This is a genomic window from Nonomuraea sp. NPDC049725, from assembly GCF_040674795.1.
Lineage (GTDB): Bacteria > Actinomycetota > Actinomycetes > Streptosporangiales > Streptosporangiaceae > Nonomuraea > Nonomuraea ceibae.
The window spans coordinates 17,676-34,190 of sequence record NZ_JBFANJ010000027.1 but is presented as its reverse complement, the minus strand read 5'-3'; the positions used below and the strand labels follow the sequence as shown (position 1 = coordinate 34,190).

Below are 16,515 nucleotides of genomic sequence, written 5' to 3'. Positions count from 1 at the left end.
ATGCTCATTTTTCAAGGCAGGGGAGAGCGACATGGCGAAGCTCGGCGGGAAGGTCGCGGTGATCACCGGCGCAACCTCTGGGCTGGCACTGGCGACGGCGAAGCTGTTCGTCCAGGAAGGCGCGCACGTGTTCATCACCGGCCGCCGCCAGGACCGGCTGGACGCGGCGGTGGCCGCCATCGGCCACGGCGTGACCGGCGTGCTCGGCGACGTCGGCCAGATCTCCGACGTGACCCGCCTGGCCGAGGTCGTGGCCGTCGAAGCGGGCCGGGTGGACGTGCTCATCGCCAGCGCCGGCGTCTGGACGTGGAACGAGCACATCGGCGACGTGACCGAGCAGTCGTTCGACGCCGTGTTCGGGGTGAACGTGCGGGGGACGTTCTTCACCGTGCAGAAACTGCTGCCATTGCTGTCTGACGGCGCCTCGATCGTGCTCATCGGGTCGGGCGCCGCGGACAAGGGCGATCCGGGAACGACCGTCTACGCGGCGAGCAAGGCGGCGCTGCGGTCGTTCGCCCGAACCTGGACCACCGACTTGAAGCAGCGCGGAATCCGGGTCAACGTCCTCAGCCCCGCCGCGATCGACACCGCCGCGTTCGCGGACCTCCCGCCGGGGTTCAAGGAGCAGATCGCCTCGCGGGTGCCTGTCGGCCGCCTCGGTGACGAGCATGAGATCGCCACCGCGGCGCTCTTCCTGGCCTCCGCCGACTCGAGTTTCGTCACCGGCATCGACCTGCCCGTCGACGGCGGGATCGGCCAGGTCTGACCACTGGCAAGGCGCCGAAGGCGACGTCGATGCCGGCGTCGGGGCATGACGAGCATCCGAACGAAAAGTCCCGTTAGCAGAGCGGCGTTGTGCGGGTTTCCGCAATTCATGACCCATGCAGTCGGGTGGCCTCGACGGCTGCGACGCGGGCGGGGTACGCCCGGTGCGCCTTGCGCTCAGCCGGGCTGGCGCTGTGTGCAGCAGCGTAGTGATGCCCGCGCGGTCGAGGGGGAGCCGACGGCTGGAGGTGACGGGGTCTTCGTAGGTGGGAGCGCCTGCGGCCAGCAGGGAGGCAAGGGCGTGCCGCTGGCGGGCGTCCGGATCTCGCCGGCCTCCTCGCGACGCGCGCCTCGTATCGGGGGAACTCGGCCGTGATGTAAGCGATCTCCGGGGCCATTCCAGTCGGCCTGCTTGAGCATCGCGCTGCCGTGGCCGCGATCATGATCAGCCGGAGACTCGGGGCGGGTCACCAGTGGATCGCGCTGCCACAGCGCGATCCACTGGTCTGGGTGAACGTGTCCGACGGCGGCGTCACGAGACACGCCGGCCGCCGCCAGGGCGGCGTCCACTCCTCGGTGACGCGTCCTCAGCGAGGCGCGCACCGAGCCGCCGAGCCCGCTGAAGCCCAGCTCGACCAGTTCCTGGTAGGTGCGGCGGCCGCGTACCAAAGGTTCGGGCCTACGCTCGATCCGCAGGATCGCCGAGTCGACCGACGGTACCGGCCGGAAGGACCTCCGGTTCACCGTGGGGCCGAGCCGCCAGTGGAACCATGGCCACGACCGCACGGTCACGCGGCTCCAGCGGCCGTAGCCGCCCGCGCGTTTGCGGGCGTACTCGCGCTGGGTGAGCAGCGTGGCCGAGGTCAGGGACGGCGCCCCCAAGCACCAGCTCACGATCTTCGACGTCGCCGAGTACGGTATGTTCCCCACGACCGCGAACGGCCGTCCTGGCACCGTCGCGGTGGTGAAGTCGCCGTGCACCACCGCGACATGGGGATCGTCGCGTGTGCGTGCGGCCAGCCGCCGGGCCAGGCGCGGATCGATCTCGTAGCCGATCACTCGCACGCCCGCACCGGCCAGTGCCAAGGTCAGTGCTCCAGCGCCCGCCCCCGGCTCCAGCACCAGCCCCGCCGGGTCTGCTGCCCTGATCACGAGATCGATGGCCTGGCGGTCGACCACGAAGTTCTGTGAGAGCGTGCGCCGCGCCCGGTCCGCGGTGGTGCGGGCGCCGCCGGCCCTGCTCGTGGTCCGGGAGGATGGCCGGTCACCGAAGGCGGGATCACGCGCCACCGTCCCGCCCTGCCGGAGTGTTCCGTCGGGAGCGCCCCGGCAGGCGTGCTCTGTTCGTCCTGCGCGGGTCATCCCGGCGCTCTGCGGCTGAGGTGCTCCCAGGCACGGTACTCCGCCACCCGGTCCTGGAGGTCCTGCTGGACCATGTCGTAGGACGCGGCGCCGACGATGAGACGCCGCGGCGGCTCCGGCAGGTCCACCAGCTCCATGATCACCGGAGCGGCGGTCTCCGGGGCGGGACCGGCCTCATCGCCCCACATCTCGATCAGCTTGTCGCGCAGCTCCTGATAGTGCGGGGCGGATGCGGTCATCGTGGTGCCCGTGGTGAACAGGCCGGTGTCGTAGCCGCCCATCTGCACGATGGTCAGCTTGATGCCGAACTGCTCGACCTCTCCCGCCACGGCCTCGGAGACCGAGTCGAGCGCCGACTTGCCGGCCGCGTACAGGCCGACCATGGGGAAGCCGCCGCCGGTGCCCATCGTGGTGACTTGCAGAATGCGGCCGGAGCCCTGGGAGCGCAGGTGGGGGAGTACGGCCTGGGTGACCCAGATCGCGCCGAACAGGTTGACGTCGAAGTGGGATCTGATTTGCTCTTCCGTCGCCTCCTCCAGCATGCCCAGGAGCATGACGCCGGCGTTGTTGACCACGATGTCGAGCTTGCCGAAGGCCGCTGCCGCCCGATCCACGCCCGCGAACACGGCCGCGCGGTCGGTGACGTCGAGCGGCAGCGGTACCAGGTCGCCGGGATGGCGCCGGGCCAGATCGGCGAGCGGCTCGACGTTGCGCGCGGCCCCGACCACCCGGTCGCCCGTTTGCAGCGCCGCCTCCGTGAACGCCCGGCCCAGTCCTCGTGACGCGCCCGTGATGAACCACACCCGGGTCATGGGCTCCACCTCCTCGTGTTCGGGTTCAGCTGTAACGAAGCAAGACGGTACGTCTCGCCTTGCCATAGTGTCAAGACGGTACGTCTCGCCTCGCAAGGGTGTTATGATCCGGCACATGGCCAAGCAGCCCAACCCCGCGCGCCGCAACCAGCGCTCCCGGCAGGCCATCCTGACCGCCGCCCGCGAGCTGGTCTCCGAGGTGGGATACGCCAAGCTGACCATCGAGGCCATCGCGACCCGGGCCGGCGTGGGCAAGCAGACGATCTACCGCTGGTGGCCCTCCAAGGGCGCGGTGGTCCTGGACGCCTTCCTGGCGCTCAGCGAGAGCGGGCCGGACCAGGACATGGCGCTGCCCGACACCGGCGATCTGAAGGCCGACCTCAGGGTGGTCATGCGGGCGACGGTGGCCGAGTTCGCCGATCCCGCGTTCGAGGGGCCGATCCGCGCGCTCAACACCGAGATCATCAACGATTCGGCACTCGCCGCCCAATACCGCGAGAAACTGGCCGGGCCGGTCGACGAGGCCAAGAAGGCCCGGCTGCGCAGCGCCCAGCAAGCCGGCCAACTCGCCCCCGACGCCGACCTCGACCTGGCTCTGGAGCTGCTGTACGGCCCTGTCTACCAGCGCTGGCTGCTCCGCTCCGGCCCGCTCACCCCGCAGTACGCCGACGCCCTCGTCGACGCCTTCCTCAAAGCCATGCGACCGGGCATCGGCGGTTCTGCCCAATGATCAATGCGGCCCGCCTTGAGGTCACGGCCGCCGAATCGACCATCCGCCGGTGCGGCACCTCCAGCCCCACTCCGAGGATTTCCGTGGCGAGCTCAAGCGCATTCCTGCCCGAGGCGCCCCGGGCCCTCGCGCCGGCGTTCCAGATCCGAGGAGCGCCAGCCTTCGGGCACCTCCAGCAGCATCTCCAGGACAGCATGCGTACCGCGTGTCGGGTGTCAGAGAGACGCGGAACGGATCCGGCGGTAACGACCATCAGCACGCCGCGCAGACGCTTGGGCATCCGGGTGAGCGCGTACGCCATGCAGTAGGCCTCGCCATCGCCGAGCTCGCCCGCCTGGCCACCCGGGGCCACGTCTACGGTGTCGACCACTCACAGGTCATGGTCGGCCAGGCCCGCCGGCGCAACGCCGCCGCCGTCCGGGCTCACCGCGTCCACCTCACGCAAGCGTCCGTGGACCAGCTGCCGGGCTTCGACCATCCGCTCGACGCCATCCTCGCCGTCAACTCCAGCTCCAGGACCTGCTCACCGAGGCCGGCTTCGCCCACCCCCGGGTCGAGGTCCTCGACATCGACCCGCCCGCAGCCTGTGTTCTCGCCGACAACTCGACCAGGATGCCGTCATGAGCGCAGACGACATCCCAGCCGCCCTGCCCGCCGACATCCGCCTCACCGGTCTCGGACTCGTCCTGCGGGAGTGGACCGATGACGACGTGTCCGTGATGGTCGAGCTGTTCAACGACCCTCAGGTCGACCTCTGGACCCCGCTGCGCTTCCCCTTCGACCAAGAAGCCGCCCGCGCGTACCTGGCCCAGGCCCGGCAGCGCCGCTCCGACGGCCTGTACGTCCAACTGGCCATCACCGCCGACGGTGACGCACCCATGGGCGAGATCCTGCTCTTCCGGACCGGGAGCCCCGGCGAGGCCGAACTCGCCTACGCCGTCGGCCCGCGCCACCGCCGGCGACGCCTGGCCACCCGCGCAGTGCAGCTGATCACCGGCTACGCGTACGACGTCCTGGGGATGGATCACGTCCTCCTGCGCATCACCCAAGAGAACCGGGGCAGTGTCGCCGTAGCCCACAGCGCCGGTTTCGCGCTCACCGCCGCCACCCCCGTCACGCGGGCAGGCAGCCGACATCCCCTCCACACCTGGCGGCATCACCGGGCTGAGTGAAAGGGGAATCGGGACCTGCCCGGCGGTGATAGCAGCCACCAGCTCATGCACCGTGATCGCGGCCAAGGCGGTTCTCCGAGATCGGAGACCTCGACTTGTCGCGCTCCTGGTCAGGGCCGGACGAGCGACCACAGAAAGCTGTACGCGTTTAACCCCGGGGATCGTCCGGCAACTCGTGGCGACCCCGAGGGCGTCGTCCGCGTGCTCCTCGATCCCGACCGGCGCCCGTTCACCTGCCGGAACTGGCGCTCCGTCGAGGACGACGAGGCCCTTCGCGCCGCAGCGTCTGATCATTCGCGTACGGGCAGGCCGTGGGAGGCCGCCAGGTGACCGAGGGCCGCGCTCAGTGCGCCCTGCTGGGACGAGGTGAGGCCGGCGGCGAGCTTCGCGTCGAGGGTGAGCGCCATGGCCGTGCATTCCGCGAGGAGGTCGCGTCCCTGGCCGGTGAGGCTCAGGATCTGGCGGCGGCGGTCGGCGGGGTCGCGGAGGCGCTCGACGGCTCCCATGGACTCGAGGTGGTCGGCAAGGGCCACGACGAGGCTGGGCGCCACCCGCATCAGCTTGGCGATCTCGAGCTGCGAGGCGGCCAATCCCAGGTCGAGGACTCCCAGCAGGCCGACATGCTTGGGCTTCAGGCCGTGGACGGCCAGAGCTTCCGCGTACTGATCGGCGACCAGGGCGCCCACGGCGCCTAGCCGGAAGCTGAGCGTCTCGGTCAACTTGACATCGTTCACCAACAGCATGCTACCGTCATTAAATCATTCAGAGTGTGAACGATTTGAGATGAGAACAATGCTCGACCATCGCACTGCGCAGATCGTCTTCGCCGATCTGCAGGACAGCATCGTGGCCCTGAGCGGCACCAACAGCCCAGAGATCATCAGGCGTTCGGCCGGGGTGCTCGCCAAGGTCGCGCAGGCGCTGGACATCCCGTTCTCCGTGTCGGTCGCGCCCAGGCCCGACGGGCCCGGCGTCATCGTCGAACTTCCCGAAACGCCCCCATTCGTGCGCGGCGGGCCGTGCTGCTGGGACGACCGGGCATGGCGCGCGGCCATCGCCGCCGAGTGCCGCAAGACGTTGGTCATCTGCGGCGTGACCTCGGAGATCGTGGTCCTTCACACCGCGCTCGACGCCCTGGCCGACGGCTATGACGTGATCGTCCCGGTCGACGCGTGCGGCGGCATGTCGGAGCGTACGGAGAACGCCGCGTTTCGCCAGATCGAGGCCGCGGGCGGCACGGTGACGTCGGTGGCGGGCTTCGTCACGAGCATGGTGCGCGACTTCACGGACCCCACCGGCCGCACCGTCATCACCGCACTGCACGACCTGATCGGCCGGCGACCACAGTCCTAGCCGCTCCCCGACCGCGTCTTCAGAAAGAGGTCCTATGAAACTCGCAGCTCATCTGCACCGCCTCGGCAATGATGTCGTGGCGTGCTACCTCGTCGACACCGACGAGGGCATCACGCTCATCGACGCGGGGCTGCCCGGCCACTGGCGGGATCTGCAGGCCGAACTCCGTTCGCTCGGCAAGTCCGTCGACGACATCCGCGGGCTGGTGCTGACCCACGGCGACTCCGACCACATCGGGTTCGCCGAGCGCCTGCGCAGCGAACACGGCGTACCGGTGTTCGTGCATGCCGCCGACGCGGCCCGCACCCGTACGGGAGAAAAGCCCAAGACCGCGTGGGGCCCCATGCGTCTCGGCCCGACGCTCGGCTTCTTCGGTTACGCCATCCGCAAGAACGGCCTGCGCACCCGCTACGTCAGCGAGGTCACCACGATCGCCGATGGCGACGTCCTGGACCTGCCCGGGAGTCCGGTGATCGTGGGCATGCCGGGGCACTCCCCGGGAAGCGTGGCGGTGCACGTCCCGATCGCCGACGCGCTCTTCGTCGGCGACGCCCTGACCACGCGGCACGTCCTCACCGGGCGTGAAGGCCCCCAGGCGGCGCCCTTCACCGACGACCCGGCCACAGCACTCTCCTCCCTGAACCGCATCACTGGGCTGCCGGCCTCGTGGGTTCTCCCCGGCCACGGCGCCCCCTGGCGCACCTCGCCACCTCAAGTGAGCGAGGCGGTTCGGTCCGCAGGGGCTGCGGCTTGACCGGTGAGGTGGGGGATCTTCAGCCGGTCAGCTTCTTCCGGTCGCGTCCCTGCCGCCCGGCCCGCTGCAGGCCCGTCGGCTGGCGGTCGGGCCCGAGCGACGCCTGACCCGGCCTCCGGCGCGGCCAGATCGACCCCGGCGGGACCCGTCAGCCCACACGCTTCGACATACCTTCGACATACCTCTCATTGCTAGCGTCGCCACCACTCACAAGCGTCAAGCACCAGCGAGGAGATCCTGCATGCGCAAAATTGCCGCGTCGCTCACTCTGATCGTCAGTGCCTTCATCGTCACTACGCCAAGTCCCGCTGTCGCCGCACCTACCGGGTGCTCAGTGTGGAAGGCGTACAGCGGCAGCTCGGAGGGAGGCGGAGCCAGATGCACCGGCGGTACGGGGCATTTCAGGGTCCTGGCCTACTGCACGGCCGATCCTTCCAATGGCTGGGGGACCCTCTATCGCGGGAACTGGGCGTATCCCGGGAACTACAGCTACAAGTGGTGTCCGAGCAGCCAGCGCCATGTGGTCAATGTCGCCCTTGAGAAGGCGAACTGGTAGCAGGCCCGCCGGTCCCGCCGCCAGCACCATAGCCCCAGGCGCTCGACGTGCAGGATGCCTGGTCCGCCTGCGGCCAACGCCTCTTCCCCTTTCCAGGGAAGAGAGACATGACATCAAGACAGGCCTCACGGAGCCGCCGGCATCTGCGTGACCGCCGCCGACGAACTGGTTCTGATCAGCCATGACGGAGCGCACTGGGGTCCTCGTCGGGGTTCCTTGATACCCAGCTCCTTCAGGCCGTTCCGCGAGATCCGCAGTGGGCCGGCAAGCTGACGGAGGAGGACCGGTGAGCCCTCAGCCCGCTGTTCTGGGCTCATGTGAGCCCCTACGGACATGGAGGCCCGGCTCGATCTCACCGCGGCGTGAGCGGACCTCCGGACGGGACGGTGCGGTGGTCCTGGCCCCACCTCATGTTTCTGCGCCGCCTGCTAACTACGCGATCGCCTTAGCCGGCGTCCGTGCTGTGGCGTTCGGGTAGCCAATCGCGGGCGGGATCGTGTTCCAGCCATCGGTTGCGCTCGGCCTCCGTCACGAAGGCGCTTGTCAAGGTGTCCAGCAGTGGGTGGCCGCCGTTGTCGCGCCAGAGCAGTGACCAGGCGTACAGCGGTGTGGGGTCGACCAGCGGGATCGAGCGGATCGCCGGGTGCGGTGGGAGGGGTATGTCTGCGGGCAGCAGGCTGAAGCGGTGCATGTCGGCTGCCAGATCGGCCAGGAAGCGGTCCAGCCCCAGGTTGGTGCCTTCGGCGTGCTGGTGGATGCCGAAGGCCATGGCGAAGCGGTGCAGGAAGTCCAGCCGGTGGAGCGCGCCGGGGGTCCACAGTACGCCGTCGCGCAACTGCGCCGGACGGATCGCGGGCGCGTTCGCCAGCGGGTGATCGGCGTGGAGGATGGCGTCCACGGGTTCCAGCCGTACCAGGCGATGGGTCAGCCCGGCGGGCAGCGGCGCGTGGACGCGGCCGAAGGCGGCGTCGATGTCGCCGTGCAGCAGCGCGGTGATCACCGACGGCAGGTCTCGGCCGTGGCCCAGTTCCAGCCGCGGCTCGCCGGTCGCCACCTGGGCCAGGGTGCGCATGGGCGCGTACAGGTGGCCCCACACGTCGATCCGCAACGGGCGGTGCGTGTCCAGCACAGCCGCCACGGCCAGGTCGGCGGCGGCCAGCGCCTGCCGGGCGGGCTCCAAGAAGCGCCGGCCGGCCTCGGTGAGGCGCACCCCCTGGCCACCGCGGTCGAGCAGGCGCCTGCCGAGCGTGGACTCCAGGCGGGCGATCCGTTTGGACAGGGCCTGCTGGGAGATCGACAATTCCTCGGCCGCGTGGCCGAAGTGCAGCCCTTCTGCCGCCTGTACGAACGCGCGCACCTGCGCCAGGTCCAAGTCCACGGCTGTCACCATAGGCGACAACCTATGGTTGTCGGCTCCTCGCGTCCGTTGTTGGCTCGGGCGACCCGCCTGCCGCTTTCATGGCCGCATGCGTAGATTGATCCCTACGGGAGATGCCTCGCGGCCGGTGGAGTTCGCCCAGGCCGCACAGCCCGTGCCCGCCCCGGACGAGGTGCTGATCAAGGTTGAGGCGTTCTCCCCGAATCGCGGAGAGACATTCCTGCTGGAAACGCCGGAGCCCGGTCTGCAGCCGGGCAAGGACGTCGCAGGACTGGTCGTGCAGGCCGCCGCCGACGGCTCGGGCCCACCGGCCGGCAGCCGGGTGGTGGGCCATCCACCCATGGGCGGCTGGGCCGAGTACGCGACCGTGCCCACCCACTCGATCGCCGTCCTGCCCGACGGGCTCGCCACCGTGCAGGCGGCCGCCCTGCCACTGGCCGGGATCACCGCGCTGCGGCTGCTTCGCGCTGCCGGCGCCGTGACGGGCAGGCGGGTGCTGCTGACCGGCGCCGCCGGGGGAGTGGGGCACTACCTGACCGAGCTCGCCGCCGCGGCCGGGGCGGAGGTGACCGCGGTGACCGCCACGGCAGAGCGCGGCGCGCGCCTGCGCGAGCTGGGCGCCGCCGCGGTCGTGCACGACGTGGACGAGACGGACGGGCCGTTCGACGTGGTGCTGGAGTCCACCGGCGGCAACGCGCTCCCGGCCGCGCTGGCCCGGCTGGCGCCGGCCGGCCTGCTGGTGTGGTTCGGGCAGGCCAGCCGTACCCCTGCGACGGTGAACTTCTTCGACCTGCTGGCCGGGCCGCAGAACGCCGTGATCCGGCACTTCCACTACGCGGGCACGCCGTACGGTCCTGACCTGGCCACCCTCGTACGTCTGGCGGCCCGCAGGCGGCTGCACCCCGAGATCGGCCGCATCGCCGACTGGAGCCGGACCGCCGATGTCCTGACCGACCTGCGGGAACGCCGCATCCGCGGCAAGGCCGTACTGACGATCGGAGCATCGCGATGAGCGCCGCGGACTTCGCCGCCGCCAACCTGTCACGCGCCACCGGAGCCGGGCTGGACCCGCACGAGTACCTGCGCGTCACCGGCGAACTGACGGACCTGGACCAGTGGGGCGAGGCATTCATGCGCGCCGCGCGCGAGCACGTGGCGCGCGCCGGGCAGGCGGCCACGGCGATCTCAACAGGCGAGCACCTCCGGGCGGCGGCGCGCTGGTTCCACTTCGCCACCCTGGGACCGAACCGCCAGAGCGCGCTCGCGGCGGCCGAGGCCGACACCGCCATGGAACGGGCGCTGGAGTTGCTGGAGCCGCAGGCGCGCCGGATCGAAGGGCCGGGCTTCACCGGCTGGCTGCGCGGCCCCGCTGACGCCGCCGCGACGGTGGTGGTGGTCCCGGGGCTGGACTCCGGCAAGGAGGAGTTCCACGACCTCGTCACCGCCCTGCTGCGCCGGGGCCTGGCCGTGTTCGCCATGGACGGGCCGGGACAGGGCGCGCTCGCTGCCACCAGCACCGTCCGCGCCGACTACCACCACGTGATCGGCCAGGTCATCGACACACTCCGCCCGCGGAACGTGGGACTCGTCGGGCTCAGCCTCGGCGGCTACTACGTCGCGGAAAGCGCCGCCCGGGAGAGCCGCGTCGCGGCCGCCCTCACCGTCAGCGGCCCCTTCCGGCTGCACTGGGACGACCTGCCACCTCCCGTACGGGATCTCCTCATCCAGCGGGCCGGTGGCGAAGAGGCGGCCCGCCGCTTCGCCGGCCAGGTGGACGTGTCCGCCCTCGCCCCGCAGATCATCTGCCCGCTGCTGGTCATCGACGGCGGCCAGGACGTCATCCCCGGCGTGACCAACGGCGAGCCGCTGGCCCGCCTGGCACCGCACGGGCACTACGTGTGGCTGCCACATGGCGACCACCTGCTCGGCAACGCCCGACCCGACTGGCTGGCCACGGCCGCCGACTGGATCTCTGCAGCACTCGCATGACACGCTTCACCGACAAGGCCGCCCTGATCACCGGCGGCACGAGCGGCATGGGACTGGCCGCCGCACACCGCCTCATCGCCGAAGGCGCCCACGTGATCGTCACCGGCCGCACCCGGCAACGCGCGGACCAGCCCACCGCCGTGCCCGGCGTTCCCCAGGTGACGTACGCGACCCGTGCCCCGGTGGGGTCGGTCGCGGGACCGGCGGCCGGGACGGGGCGGGGAGCCGTGCGTGCGGCGGGGTCCACGGGGATGTCGACCGGGATGTCACGGCCCACAGGTGGCCGTCGACGGCGAAGACCACCGTGCGGAGGGCGGCGTCGGTGGGGTAGGCGACGATGCCGGTGGTGCTCTCGCGGGCGCGTTCGCGCCGGATCAGCTCTGCTTCGGGGACCTCGCCGGGGCGGGTGAGGTGCTCGGGGCGGCCGTCGGGCGAGAGGGTGAAGGCGCGGGGTAGTCCGAGGGTGAAGCGGGCGGTGGCGGCGAGCCGGCGGGGAAAGGTTCGGTGTCCATGAACGACACTTTGCCAGGCATATCGGGAGACTCGCGGTTCAGCACGGTGTCACGGACCTTGGCACCCCGGGCTGATCACGATCGGCGGCGCGGCCGGCGCCCGCGGGCAGGCGAGGGGGTGTGGGCCCGGACTGCCGCGATCAGGCCGCGGTGCAGCGGCGTCGAGGGAGAGTAGCCGAGTTCGCGGACGGCGGTGTCGACGTCCTCGGCCGGGCACACCCAGCGGGTACGGCTCATCTCCCGGGTCTTGTCGGAGTTGAAGGCCGGCACCCCGCCTCGGAGCCGGCCGGCGAGTTCGGCCAGCCGGGCGGCCGTGCGGATCACGGTCATGGGCATCGGCAGGATGGCGGGCTCCCGGCAGCCCAGCGCGCGGGCCAGGGCGGAGCAGATGTCCGGCCAGTCGTAGGATCGCCCGTCGCAGATCGCGTAGACGCCCGCGCGGGGATCGCCGGTGGACAACGGGGTGCCTAGTTCGGCGGCGGCCAGAAGGGCGGCGCACAGGTCGTCGACGTAGAGCAGGCAGTAGCGGCGCGGCCCGAAGCCCGCCTTGACCACCAGCCCGCTCCTGACCATGGGAATCAGGGCGGGGATCAGCCCTGGCTCGCCCGGGCCGTAGACGATGCCGGGCCGCAGGACAACGGTCTGGACCCGGTCGGCGTGCTCACGCACCGCCCGCTCCCCGCCGAGCTTGCTGGCGCCGTAGTGAGAGAGCGGACCGGCGGCAGCCAGGGACGAGCAGACCACCAGGCGGGGAGGATGTGCCATCGCGGCCAGCTCACGCGCCAGCCGGGCGCTGCCGTCGCGGTTGACTGCCCAGTAGTCGACGGCCGTACGTGCTTTGACCAGGGCGGCCAGATGGATCACCCGGTCGGCCTCGGCGACGGCCGCACGCAGACCGGCTCCGGTGCGCAGGTCTCCGTCGATCACCTCGGCGCCGATCCGGCGCAGGGCTTGGGCGCGTGCCGAGGGGCGGGCCAGGGCGATGACGGCATGCCCGCGCGCGAGGATGATCCGGGTCAGCCGTTGCCCGACGAACCCGGTCGCGCCGGTGATGAGGTATCGGGTCATAGGGGGCGCCGGTAGATCCGGTACGTCTTGGTGCGGGTGGCGCCGGCCATGGAGATGAGCCGGGTGATGGTGTCGTTGTCCTCCAGGACCCAGCTGAACTCGATCGCGCGGTAGCCGCCGGCGGTGAACGCTTCCTGCAGGCGGCGGAGCAGCACCGTCTCGATCCCGCGACCGCGGAGTTCCGCGACGACGCCGAACAGGACCAGCCGCGCCCCGTCGATCCCGCGTGCCGCGCGGGCCAGCCGGGCGGCTCCGAGGGGCAGGCCGAAGCGGGTCAGCCGGCCCTGCGCCACCGGCAGGGCCTGGTTGAGGTCCGGCAGGGCGAGGATGACGCCAACGGGCTCGTCACCGCACTCGGCCAGATGCACGAGTGAAGGATCCGCGATGGCGCGCACCCTGCGGGCCATCGCGGTGAACTCGGCGTCGGTCATCGGAGTGAAGCCCCAGGAGGCTTGCCACGCGCGATCGTAGACGTGCTTGAGGCGAGCAGCCTCGGCGTCGAAGCGAGCCAGATCGATGGGCCGGACGCGGAGCCCGGCACGCCGCTCGACGCTGTCGGCGATGCGCGTGATGCGCTCGCCGCAGGGGCCGCCGTCGTGGTCGAAGGCCAGCAGATCCTTGGCCTTGGTGAATCCGCCGGCCTCCAGGAGGGCCGGGTAGTGGGGCGGGTTGTAGGGCATGAGCACGCACGGTGGCCTGTCGAAGCCGTCCACGAGAAGGCCGCACTCGTCGTTGGTGGTGAAGTTGACCGGCCCGACCATGGTGGTCAGGCCGCGCCGGCGCAGCCAGCCGGCGGCTGCCTCGAACAGGCCGCGCGCCACACCCGGGTCGTCGGCGCACTCGAACTGGCCGAAGAAGCCGTCGCCGGTTCCGTGACGGTCGTTGTGGCGCGGATTGTGCACGGCGGCGATCCGGCCCACCACCCGGCCGTGCCCGCCGCGAACCAGGAACAGTTCGGCTTCGCCGTAGGCGAAGAACGGATTGCGCCTGCGGTCGAGCAGGCGGTGGCACTCGCCGCGCAGCGGCGGCACGAAGTTCGGGTCGTCGCGATGGAGGCGGTACGGCAGCTCGACGAACTGCTTCAGCTCCCGGCGTGTACGCACGGGGCAGGGCGCGGGTGCGACCGCGGCAGGGCTGGACGGCATGGCGTGCGCTGCTTTCGGGGTTCGGGTGACGCGGGGGGCGCGGGAGACGTACCAGGTCGATGATCCTGCCCGCGGTGGAGCGACTCCCGGACAGGTGTCACACAGCCTTTTCAGGCGGTGACGGCGGCACGAAGACGAGAGAACATCAGCCGGCTCGCACTGGACGGTCGCGATCGAGGGCGGCCCGGACGAGTGACACGGCGTCGGCCATCGTCTGCAGGCGCATGGCGGCGTCGAAATCGAGGATCAGCCCGAACCGATCCTCGGCGCTCACGGCCAGCTCGGCCAGTTCGAGGCTGTCCGCCTTCAGATCGCGGCGCAGATCCGTGTCAAGGGTCAGCGTCACGGCGTCGGCGCCCAGGAGGAGTACGCAGATGGAGCGCAGTTCCTCGAAGATCTGTTCGTCGGTCACGGGGGACGTCCTTCCGGATGACTGGGATGGGGCCTGGGTGCCCAGCGAGCACCCAGTATGACGAGAACGTGACTCTCGGTGACGAGAGCAGGGTAAAGGGTTGGCAAAGGCGCGTCCGTGTTCAGTATGGAGTGGGCAAAGCTTTCCCGCGCAACGCACCACGATCACGTTACGTAGCCGGACCGTGAAAGAGAGCAGAAGCCCGTGCTGGATGCCTTCGGCAAATGCCGGCCCCGCCCCGACCAGCAGCTCGCGATCGAAACGGGGCTCTACCCCTATTTCCGCCCCATCACGGAGCGGCTGGAGAACGGGGAGGTCGTGATCGGCGGCCATGCCGTGCTGATGGCCGGGTCCAACGACTACCTGGACCTGTCGCAGGATCCGCGTCTCAAGGCCGCAGCCGCTGACGCGATCGGCCGGCACGGAGCCGGCAACTCAGGCTCCCGCCTGCTCAACGGCTCGCTGAGGCTGCACGAGGACCTGGAGGCCGAACTCGCCGACTTCCTGGGCAAGGAAGCGGCCCTGGTGGTGTCCACCGGTTACCAGGCGAACCTCGCTCTCGCCGCGCTGTTCACCCCCGACGACGTGGTGTACACCGACCAGCTCATCCACGCTTCGCTCGTCGACGCCACCCGCCTCGGGCGGGCCAGAGTGGTGCGCTACCGGCACAACGACATGGCCCACCTGGAGCGCCTGCTGGAGGAGGACGGCACCGGCCAAGGGCGGCTGATCCTCAGCGAGGGCATGTTCTCCGCCGAGGGCGATCTGTGCGACGTGCCCGGGGCGGTGCGGCTCAGCCGCGCCCACGGCGCCCGCCTCATCCTGGACAGCGCCCACGACGCCGGCCTGCTCGGCGCCGGTGGCACGGGCGCCGCCGAACACTTCGGGCAGCAGGGGGCGGTGGACCTGCAGACGCTGACGTTCTCCAAGTGCTTCGGCACCCTCGGCGGCGCCATCGCGGGCCCGGGTCACGTCATCGACTACCTGCGTCATCACGGGCGACCGGCCGTGTTCTCCGCGTCGCTGCCGGCGGGCTGCCTCGCGGCCGCGCGAGCCGCGCTTCACATCATCCGCACCGAGCCCGAACGCCGCCTCCGGGTGCTGGCCGCCGCCGCGAAACTGCGCGCCGACCTGACCGCCCTCGGTCTCCCGACTGCTCCGGGCATCACGCCGGCCATAGCGCTGCAGGTGGGAGACACGCTGATGTGCCTTCGGCTGTGCAAGGAACTCCTGGCCGAGGGCATCTACACCAACGCCATGGTTCCTCCGGCGGTCCCCGGCGGAAAGGCGCTCGTCCGCCTCAGCCTCACCGCCGCGCACACCGACGCCAACCTGGCACGCATCGTCGACGCGTGCGCCGCCGCCGGTCGCCGCCTCGGCCTCATCCCCGCCCGGCCGGGCCACACCGTCGCGGCATCGGTTCTCACACCGTAGATGGACCACGCGCCCCTGTCTGCGCCGCACGACCCGCCGATCACCTGGCGCGCCTCCCGCAAGGCGCCGCTGACCTGGCTGTTCCTCGGCTTTCTGGCTGCCGTCTGCGCCTTCATGGCCGTCTTCGCCGAGCGGGTGGACGGGGCCGCGGCGCTCCTGGCGGGCTTCGGCTGCTGTGCCGGGCTCATGCTGGCCTGTGCGGGGCTGGCCGATCGCTTTCCGCGGCACCGATGGTCGACCGGCCTGTGGATCTTGTGCCCACTGGCGCTGCAGCCCTACCTGTACACCTCCGCCGAGCGTTATGTCACGGCCCTGCGCGGCCGCTACGTCGACGCCGACGTCATCGCCTGGGAGACCTGGGCGTTCGGCGATGTGCCGAACCTCGCCCTGGATCGGTACGTCACGCCGGTCCTGACCGAAGTGATGATGGCCAGCTATTTCTCCTACTACCTGCTCATGTCGATCCCGGCGTTGTGGCTGGTGGCCCGGGGGCGGATCCCGCACGCGGCGCGGCTGATGTCCGCCCAGGTCCTGGCCCACGTCCTGTGCTATCCGGGCTATCTGCTCGTGCCGCTGCGAGGACCGTCACACGCGCTCGCCGGCGAGTTCGGCACCCATCGGTTGCCCGGCTACCTCGTCACCCGGGTGCAGACCGCCATCATGGAGCTGGACCCGCTCGGAACCTGCTTTCCGTCCTCCCACGTCGCCATGTCCTGGGCCGCACTGCTCACCATGCGCCCGCTGGTGTCCAAAGGCGCCTTCCGCCTGTGCCTGATCCTCGTCTGCAGCCTGACGGCGTCCGTCGTCTACTGCCGCTACCACTACGTCAGTGACGTGGCCGCCGGCCTGGCCGTCGCGATCATCGCCACATTCCTCACGCGCCGCATCGGCAAGGAGAACCCGCATGTCATACGCCGCGTCCACGCGGTCCCGATGGGCCGTGCTCTGGCTGGCCGCTGCCGCATTCGGTCTCGCGCTGCTGATCGGCCATGATGTCCAGGACCGGCTCGTCCTCGGCAACACCGGCCCGATCGCGAGCGGTTCGGCGCGGGCCGACGAGCTGCTGCGGAACG

Annotated in this window: 18 protein-coding genes; 11 read left to right on the top strand and 7 right to left on the bottom strand. The window is 70.8% G+C overall.

The window, feature by feature from the left end:
* Window positions 1–31 precede the first annotated feature (31 nt).
* Window positions 32–766: an SDR family oxidoreductase gene (locus tag AB0J53_RS42380; protein WP_364183269.1), complete on the top strand. Its 735-nt coding sequence runs from the start codon at window positions 32–34 to the stop codon at window positions 764–766.
* A gap of 176 nt (window positions 767–942) precedes the next feature.
* On the opposite strand, the gene erm is transcribed toward AB0J53_RS42380, so the two are convergent.
* Both erm and AB0J53_RS42370 read right to left on the bottom strand, forming a co-directional pair.
* Entirely contained in the window at window positions 943–2,055 is a 1,113-nt protein-coding gene (gene erm, locus AB0J53_RS42375) for a 23S ribosomal RNA methyltransferase Erm (protein WP_364183267.1), read from the bottom strand.
* Window positions 2,056–2,123: 68 nt separating this feature from the next.
* Complete coding sequence (locus AB0J53_RS42370) at window positions 2,124–2,939, bottom strand: SDR family NAD(P)-dependent oxidoreductase (protein ID WP_364183264.1); 816 nt, start codon at window positions 2,937–2,939, stop codon at window positions 2,124–2,126.
* A 115-nt stretch (window positions 2,940–3,054) separates the two neighbouring features.
* On the opposite strand from AB0J53_RS42370, the gene AB0J53_RS42365 reads away from it, so the two are divergent.
* Genes AB0J53_RS42365 through AB0J53_RS42355 form a run of 3 tightly spaced genes read left to right on the top strand, consistent with a single transcriptional unit; the run spans window position 3,055 to window position 4,841 of the window.
* Window positions 3,055–3,669, top strand: coding sequence for a TetR/AcrR family transcriptional regulator (locus tag AB0J53_RS42365; RefSeq protein WP_364183261.1), 615 nt, complete (start codon window positions 3,055–3,057; stop codon window positions 3,667–3,669).
* A gap of 49 nt (window positions 3,670–3,718) precedes the next feature.
* Window positions 3,719–4,375: a class I SAM-dependent methyltransferase gene (locus tag AB0J53_RS42360; protein ID WP_364183258.1), complete on the top strand. Its 657-nt coding sequence runs from the start codon at window positions 3,719–3,721 to the stop codon at window positions 4,373–4,375.
* Entirely contained in the window at window positions 4,290–4,841 is a 552-nt protein-coding gene (locus tag AB0J53_RS42355) for a GNAT family N-acetyltransferase (RefSeq protein ID WP_364183256.1), read from the top strand. The genes AB0J53_RS42360 and AB0J53_RS42355 overlap by 86 nt, the downstream gene beginning before the upstream one ends.
* A 290-nt stretch (window positions 4,842–5,131) precedes the next feature.
* Here AB0J53_RS42355 and AB0J53_RS42350 read toward each other — a convergent pair whose 3' ends face one another.
* A complete protein-coding gene (locus tag AB0J53_RS42350) occupies window positions 5,132–5,584 on the bottom strand; it encodes a MarR family transcriptional regulator (RefSeq protein ID WP_364183252.1) in 453 nt (150 codons plus the stop codon).
* Between the two features lie 49 nt (window positions 5,585–5,633).
* On the opposite strand from AB0J53_RS42350, the gene AB0J53_RS42345 reads away from it, so the two are divergent.
* Window positions 5,634–6,194, top strand: a complete 561-nt coding sequence (locus AB0J53_RS42345) for an isochorismatase family protein (RefSeq protein WP_364183249.1) — start codon at window positions 5,634–5,636, stop codon at window positions 6,192–6,194.
* Window positions 6,195–6,228: 34 nt separating this feature from the next.
* On the top strand, window positions 6,229–6,948 hold the full coding sequence (locus tag AB0J53_RS42340; RefSeq protein ID WP_364183246.1) for an MBL fold metallo-hydrolase: 720 nt from the start codon (window positions 6,229–6,231) through the stop codon (window positions 6,946–6,948).
* Between the two features lie 1,001 nt (window positions 6,949–7,949).
* On the opposite strand, the gene AB0J53_RS42335 is transcribed toward AB0J53_RS42340, so the two are convergent.
* On the bottom strand, window positions 7,950–8,882 hold the full coding sequence (locus tag AB0J53_RS42335; protein ID WP_364183243.1) for a LysR family transcriptional regulator: 933 nt from the start codon (window positions 8,880–8,882) through the stop codon (window positions 7,950–7,952).
* An 88-nt stretch (window positions 8,883–8,970) separates the two neighbouring features.
* Between AB0J53_RS42335 and AB0J53_RS42330 the strand changes: the two genes are divergently transcribed.
* The 3 genes from AB0J53_RS42330 to AB0J53_RS42320 are packed head-to-tail and all read left to right on the top strand — an operon-like array spanning window position 8,971 to window position 11,281.
* On the top strand, window positions 8,971–9,894 hold the full coding sequence (locus AB0J53_RS42330) for a zinc-binding dehydrogenase (RefSeq protein ID WP_364183240.1): 924 nt from the start codon (window positions 8,971–8,973) through the stop codon (window positions 9,892–9,894).
* The gene (locus AB0J53_RS42325) at window positions 9,891–10,871 is read left to right on the top strand and encodes an alpha/beta fold hydrolase (protein WP_364183237.1); all 981 of its coding nucleotides are present in this window, start codon (window positions 9,891–9,893) and stop codon (window positions 10,869–10,871) included. The genes AB0J53_RS42330 and AB0J53_RS42325 overlap by 4 nt, the downstream gene beginning before the upstream one ends.
* Window positions 10,868–11,281 (top strand): SDR family NAD(P)-dependent oxidoreductase, encoded by a 414-nt coding sequence (locus tag AB0J53_RS42320; protein WP_364183235.1) that lies wholly within the window; start codon window positions 10,868–10,870, stop codon window positions 11,279–11,281. Before AB0J53_RS42325 ends, AB0J53_RS42320 begins: the two co-directional genes overlap by 4 nt.
* 177 nt (window positions 11,282–11,458) lie before the next feature.
* Here AB0J53_RS42320 and AB0J53_RS42315 read toward each other — a convergent pair whose 3' ends face one another.
* The 3 genes from AB0J53_RS42315 to AB0J53_RS42305 form a co-directional block, all read right to left on the bottom strand.
* On the bottom strand, window positions 11,459–12,451 hold the full coding sequence (locus AB0J53_RS42315) for an NAD(P)-dependent oxidoreductase (protein ID WP_364183232.1): 993 nt from the start codon (window positions 12,449–12,451) through the stop codon (window positions 11,459–11,461).
* Entirely contained in the window at window positions 12,448–13,554 is a 1,107-nt protein-coding gene (locus AB0J53_RS42310; RefSeq protein ID WP_364183229.1) for a hypothetical protein, read from the bottom strand. The genes AB0J53_RS42315 and AB0J53_RS42310 overlap by 4 nt, the downstream gene beginning before the upstream one ends.
* A 187-nt stretch (window positions 13,555–13,741) precedes the next feature.
* On the bottom strand, window positions 13,742–14,008 hold the full coding sequence (locus AB0J53_RS42305; protein WP_364183226.1) for a phosphopantetheine-binding protein: 267 nt from the start codon (window positions 14,006–14,008) through the stop codon (window positions 13,742–13,744).
* Window positions 14,009–14,212: 204 nt separating this feature from the next.
* On the opposite strand from AB0J53_RS42305, the gene AB0J53_RS42300 reads away from it, so the two are divergent.
* Together AB0J53_RS42300 and AB0J53_RS42295 are read left to right on the top strand one after the other, a co-directional pair.
* Window positions 14,213–15,442 carry an aminotransferase class I/II-fold pyridoxal phosphate-dependent enzyme gene (locus AB0J53_RS42300; RefSeq protein WP_364183223.1) on the top strand — a complete coding sequence of 410 codons (1,230 nt, stop codon included), beginning with the start codon at window positions 14,213–14,215 and terminating at the stop codon, window positions 15,440–15,442.
* Window positions 15,443–16,435, top strand: a complete 993-nt coding sequence (locus AB0J53_RS42295; protein WP_364183220.1) for a phosphatase PAP2 family protein — start codon at window positions 15,443–15,445, stop codon at window positions 16,433–16,435.
* The last annotated feature ends 80 nt before the right edge of the window (window positions 16,436–16,515 follow it).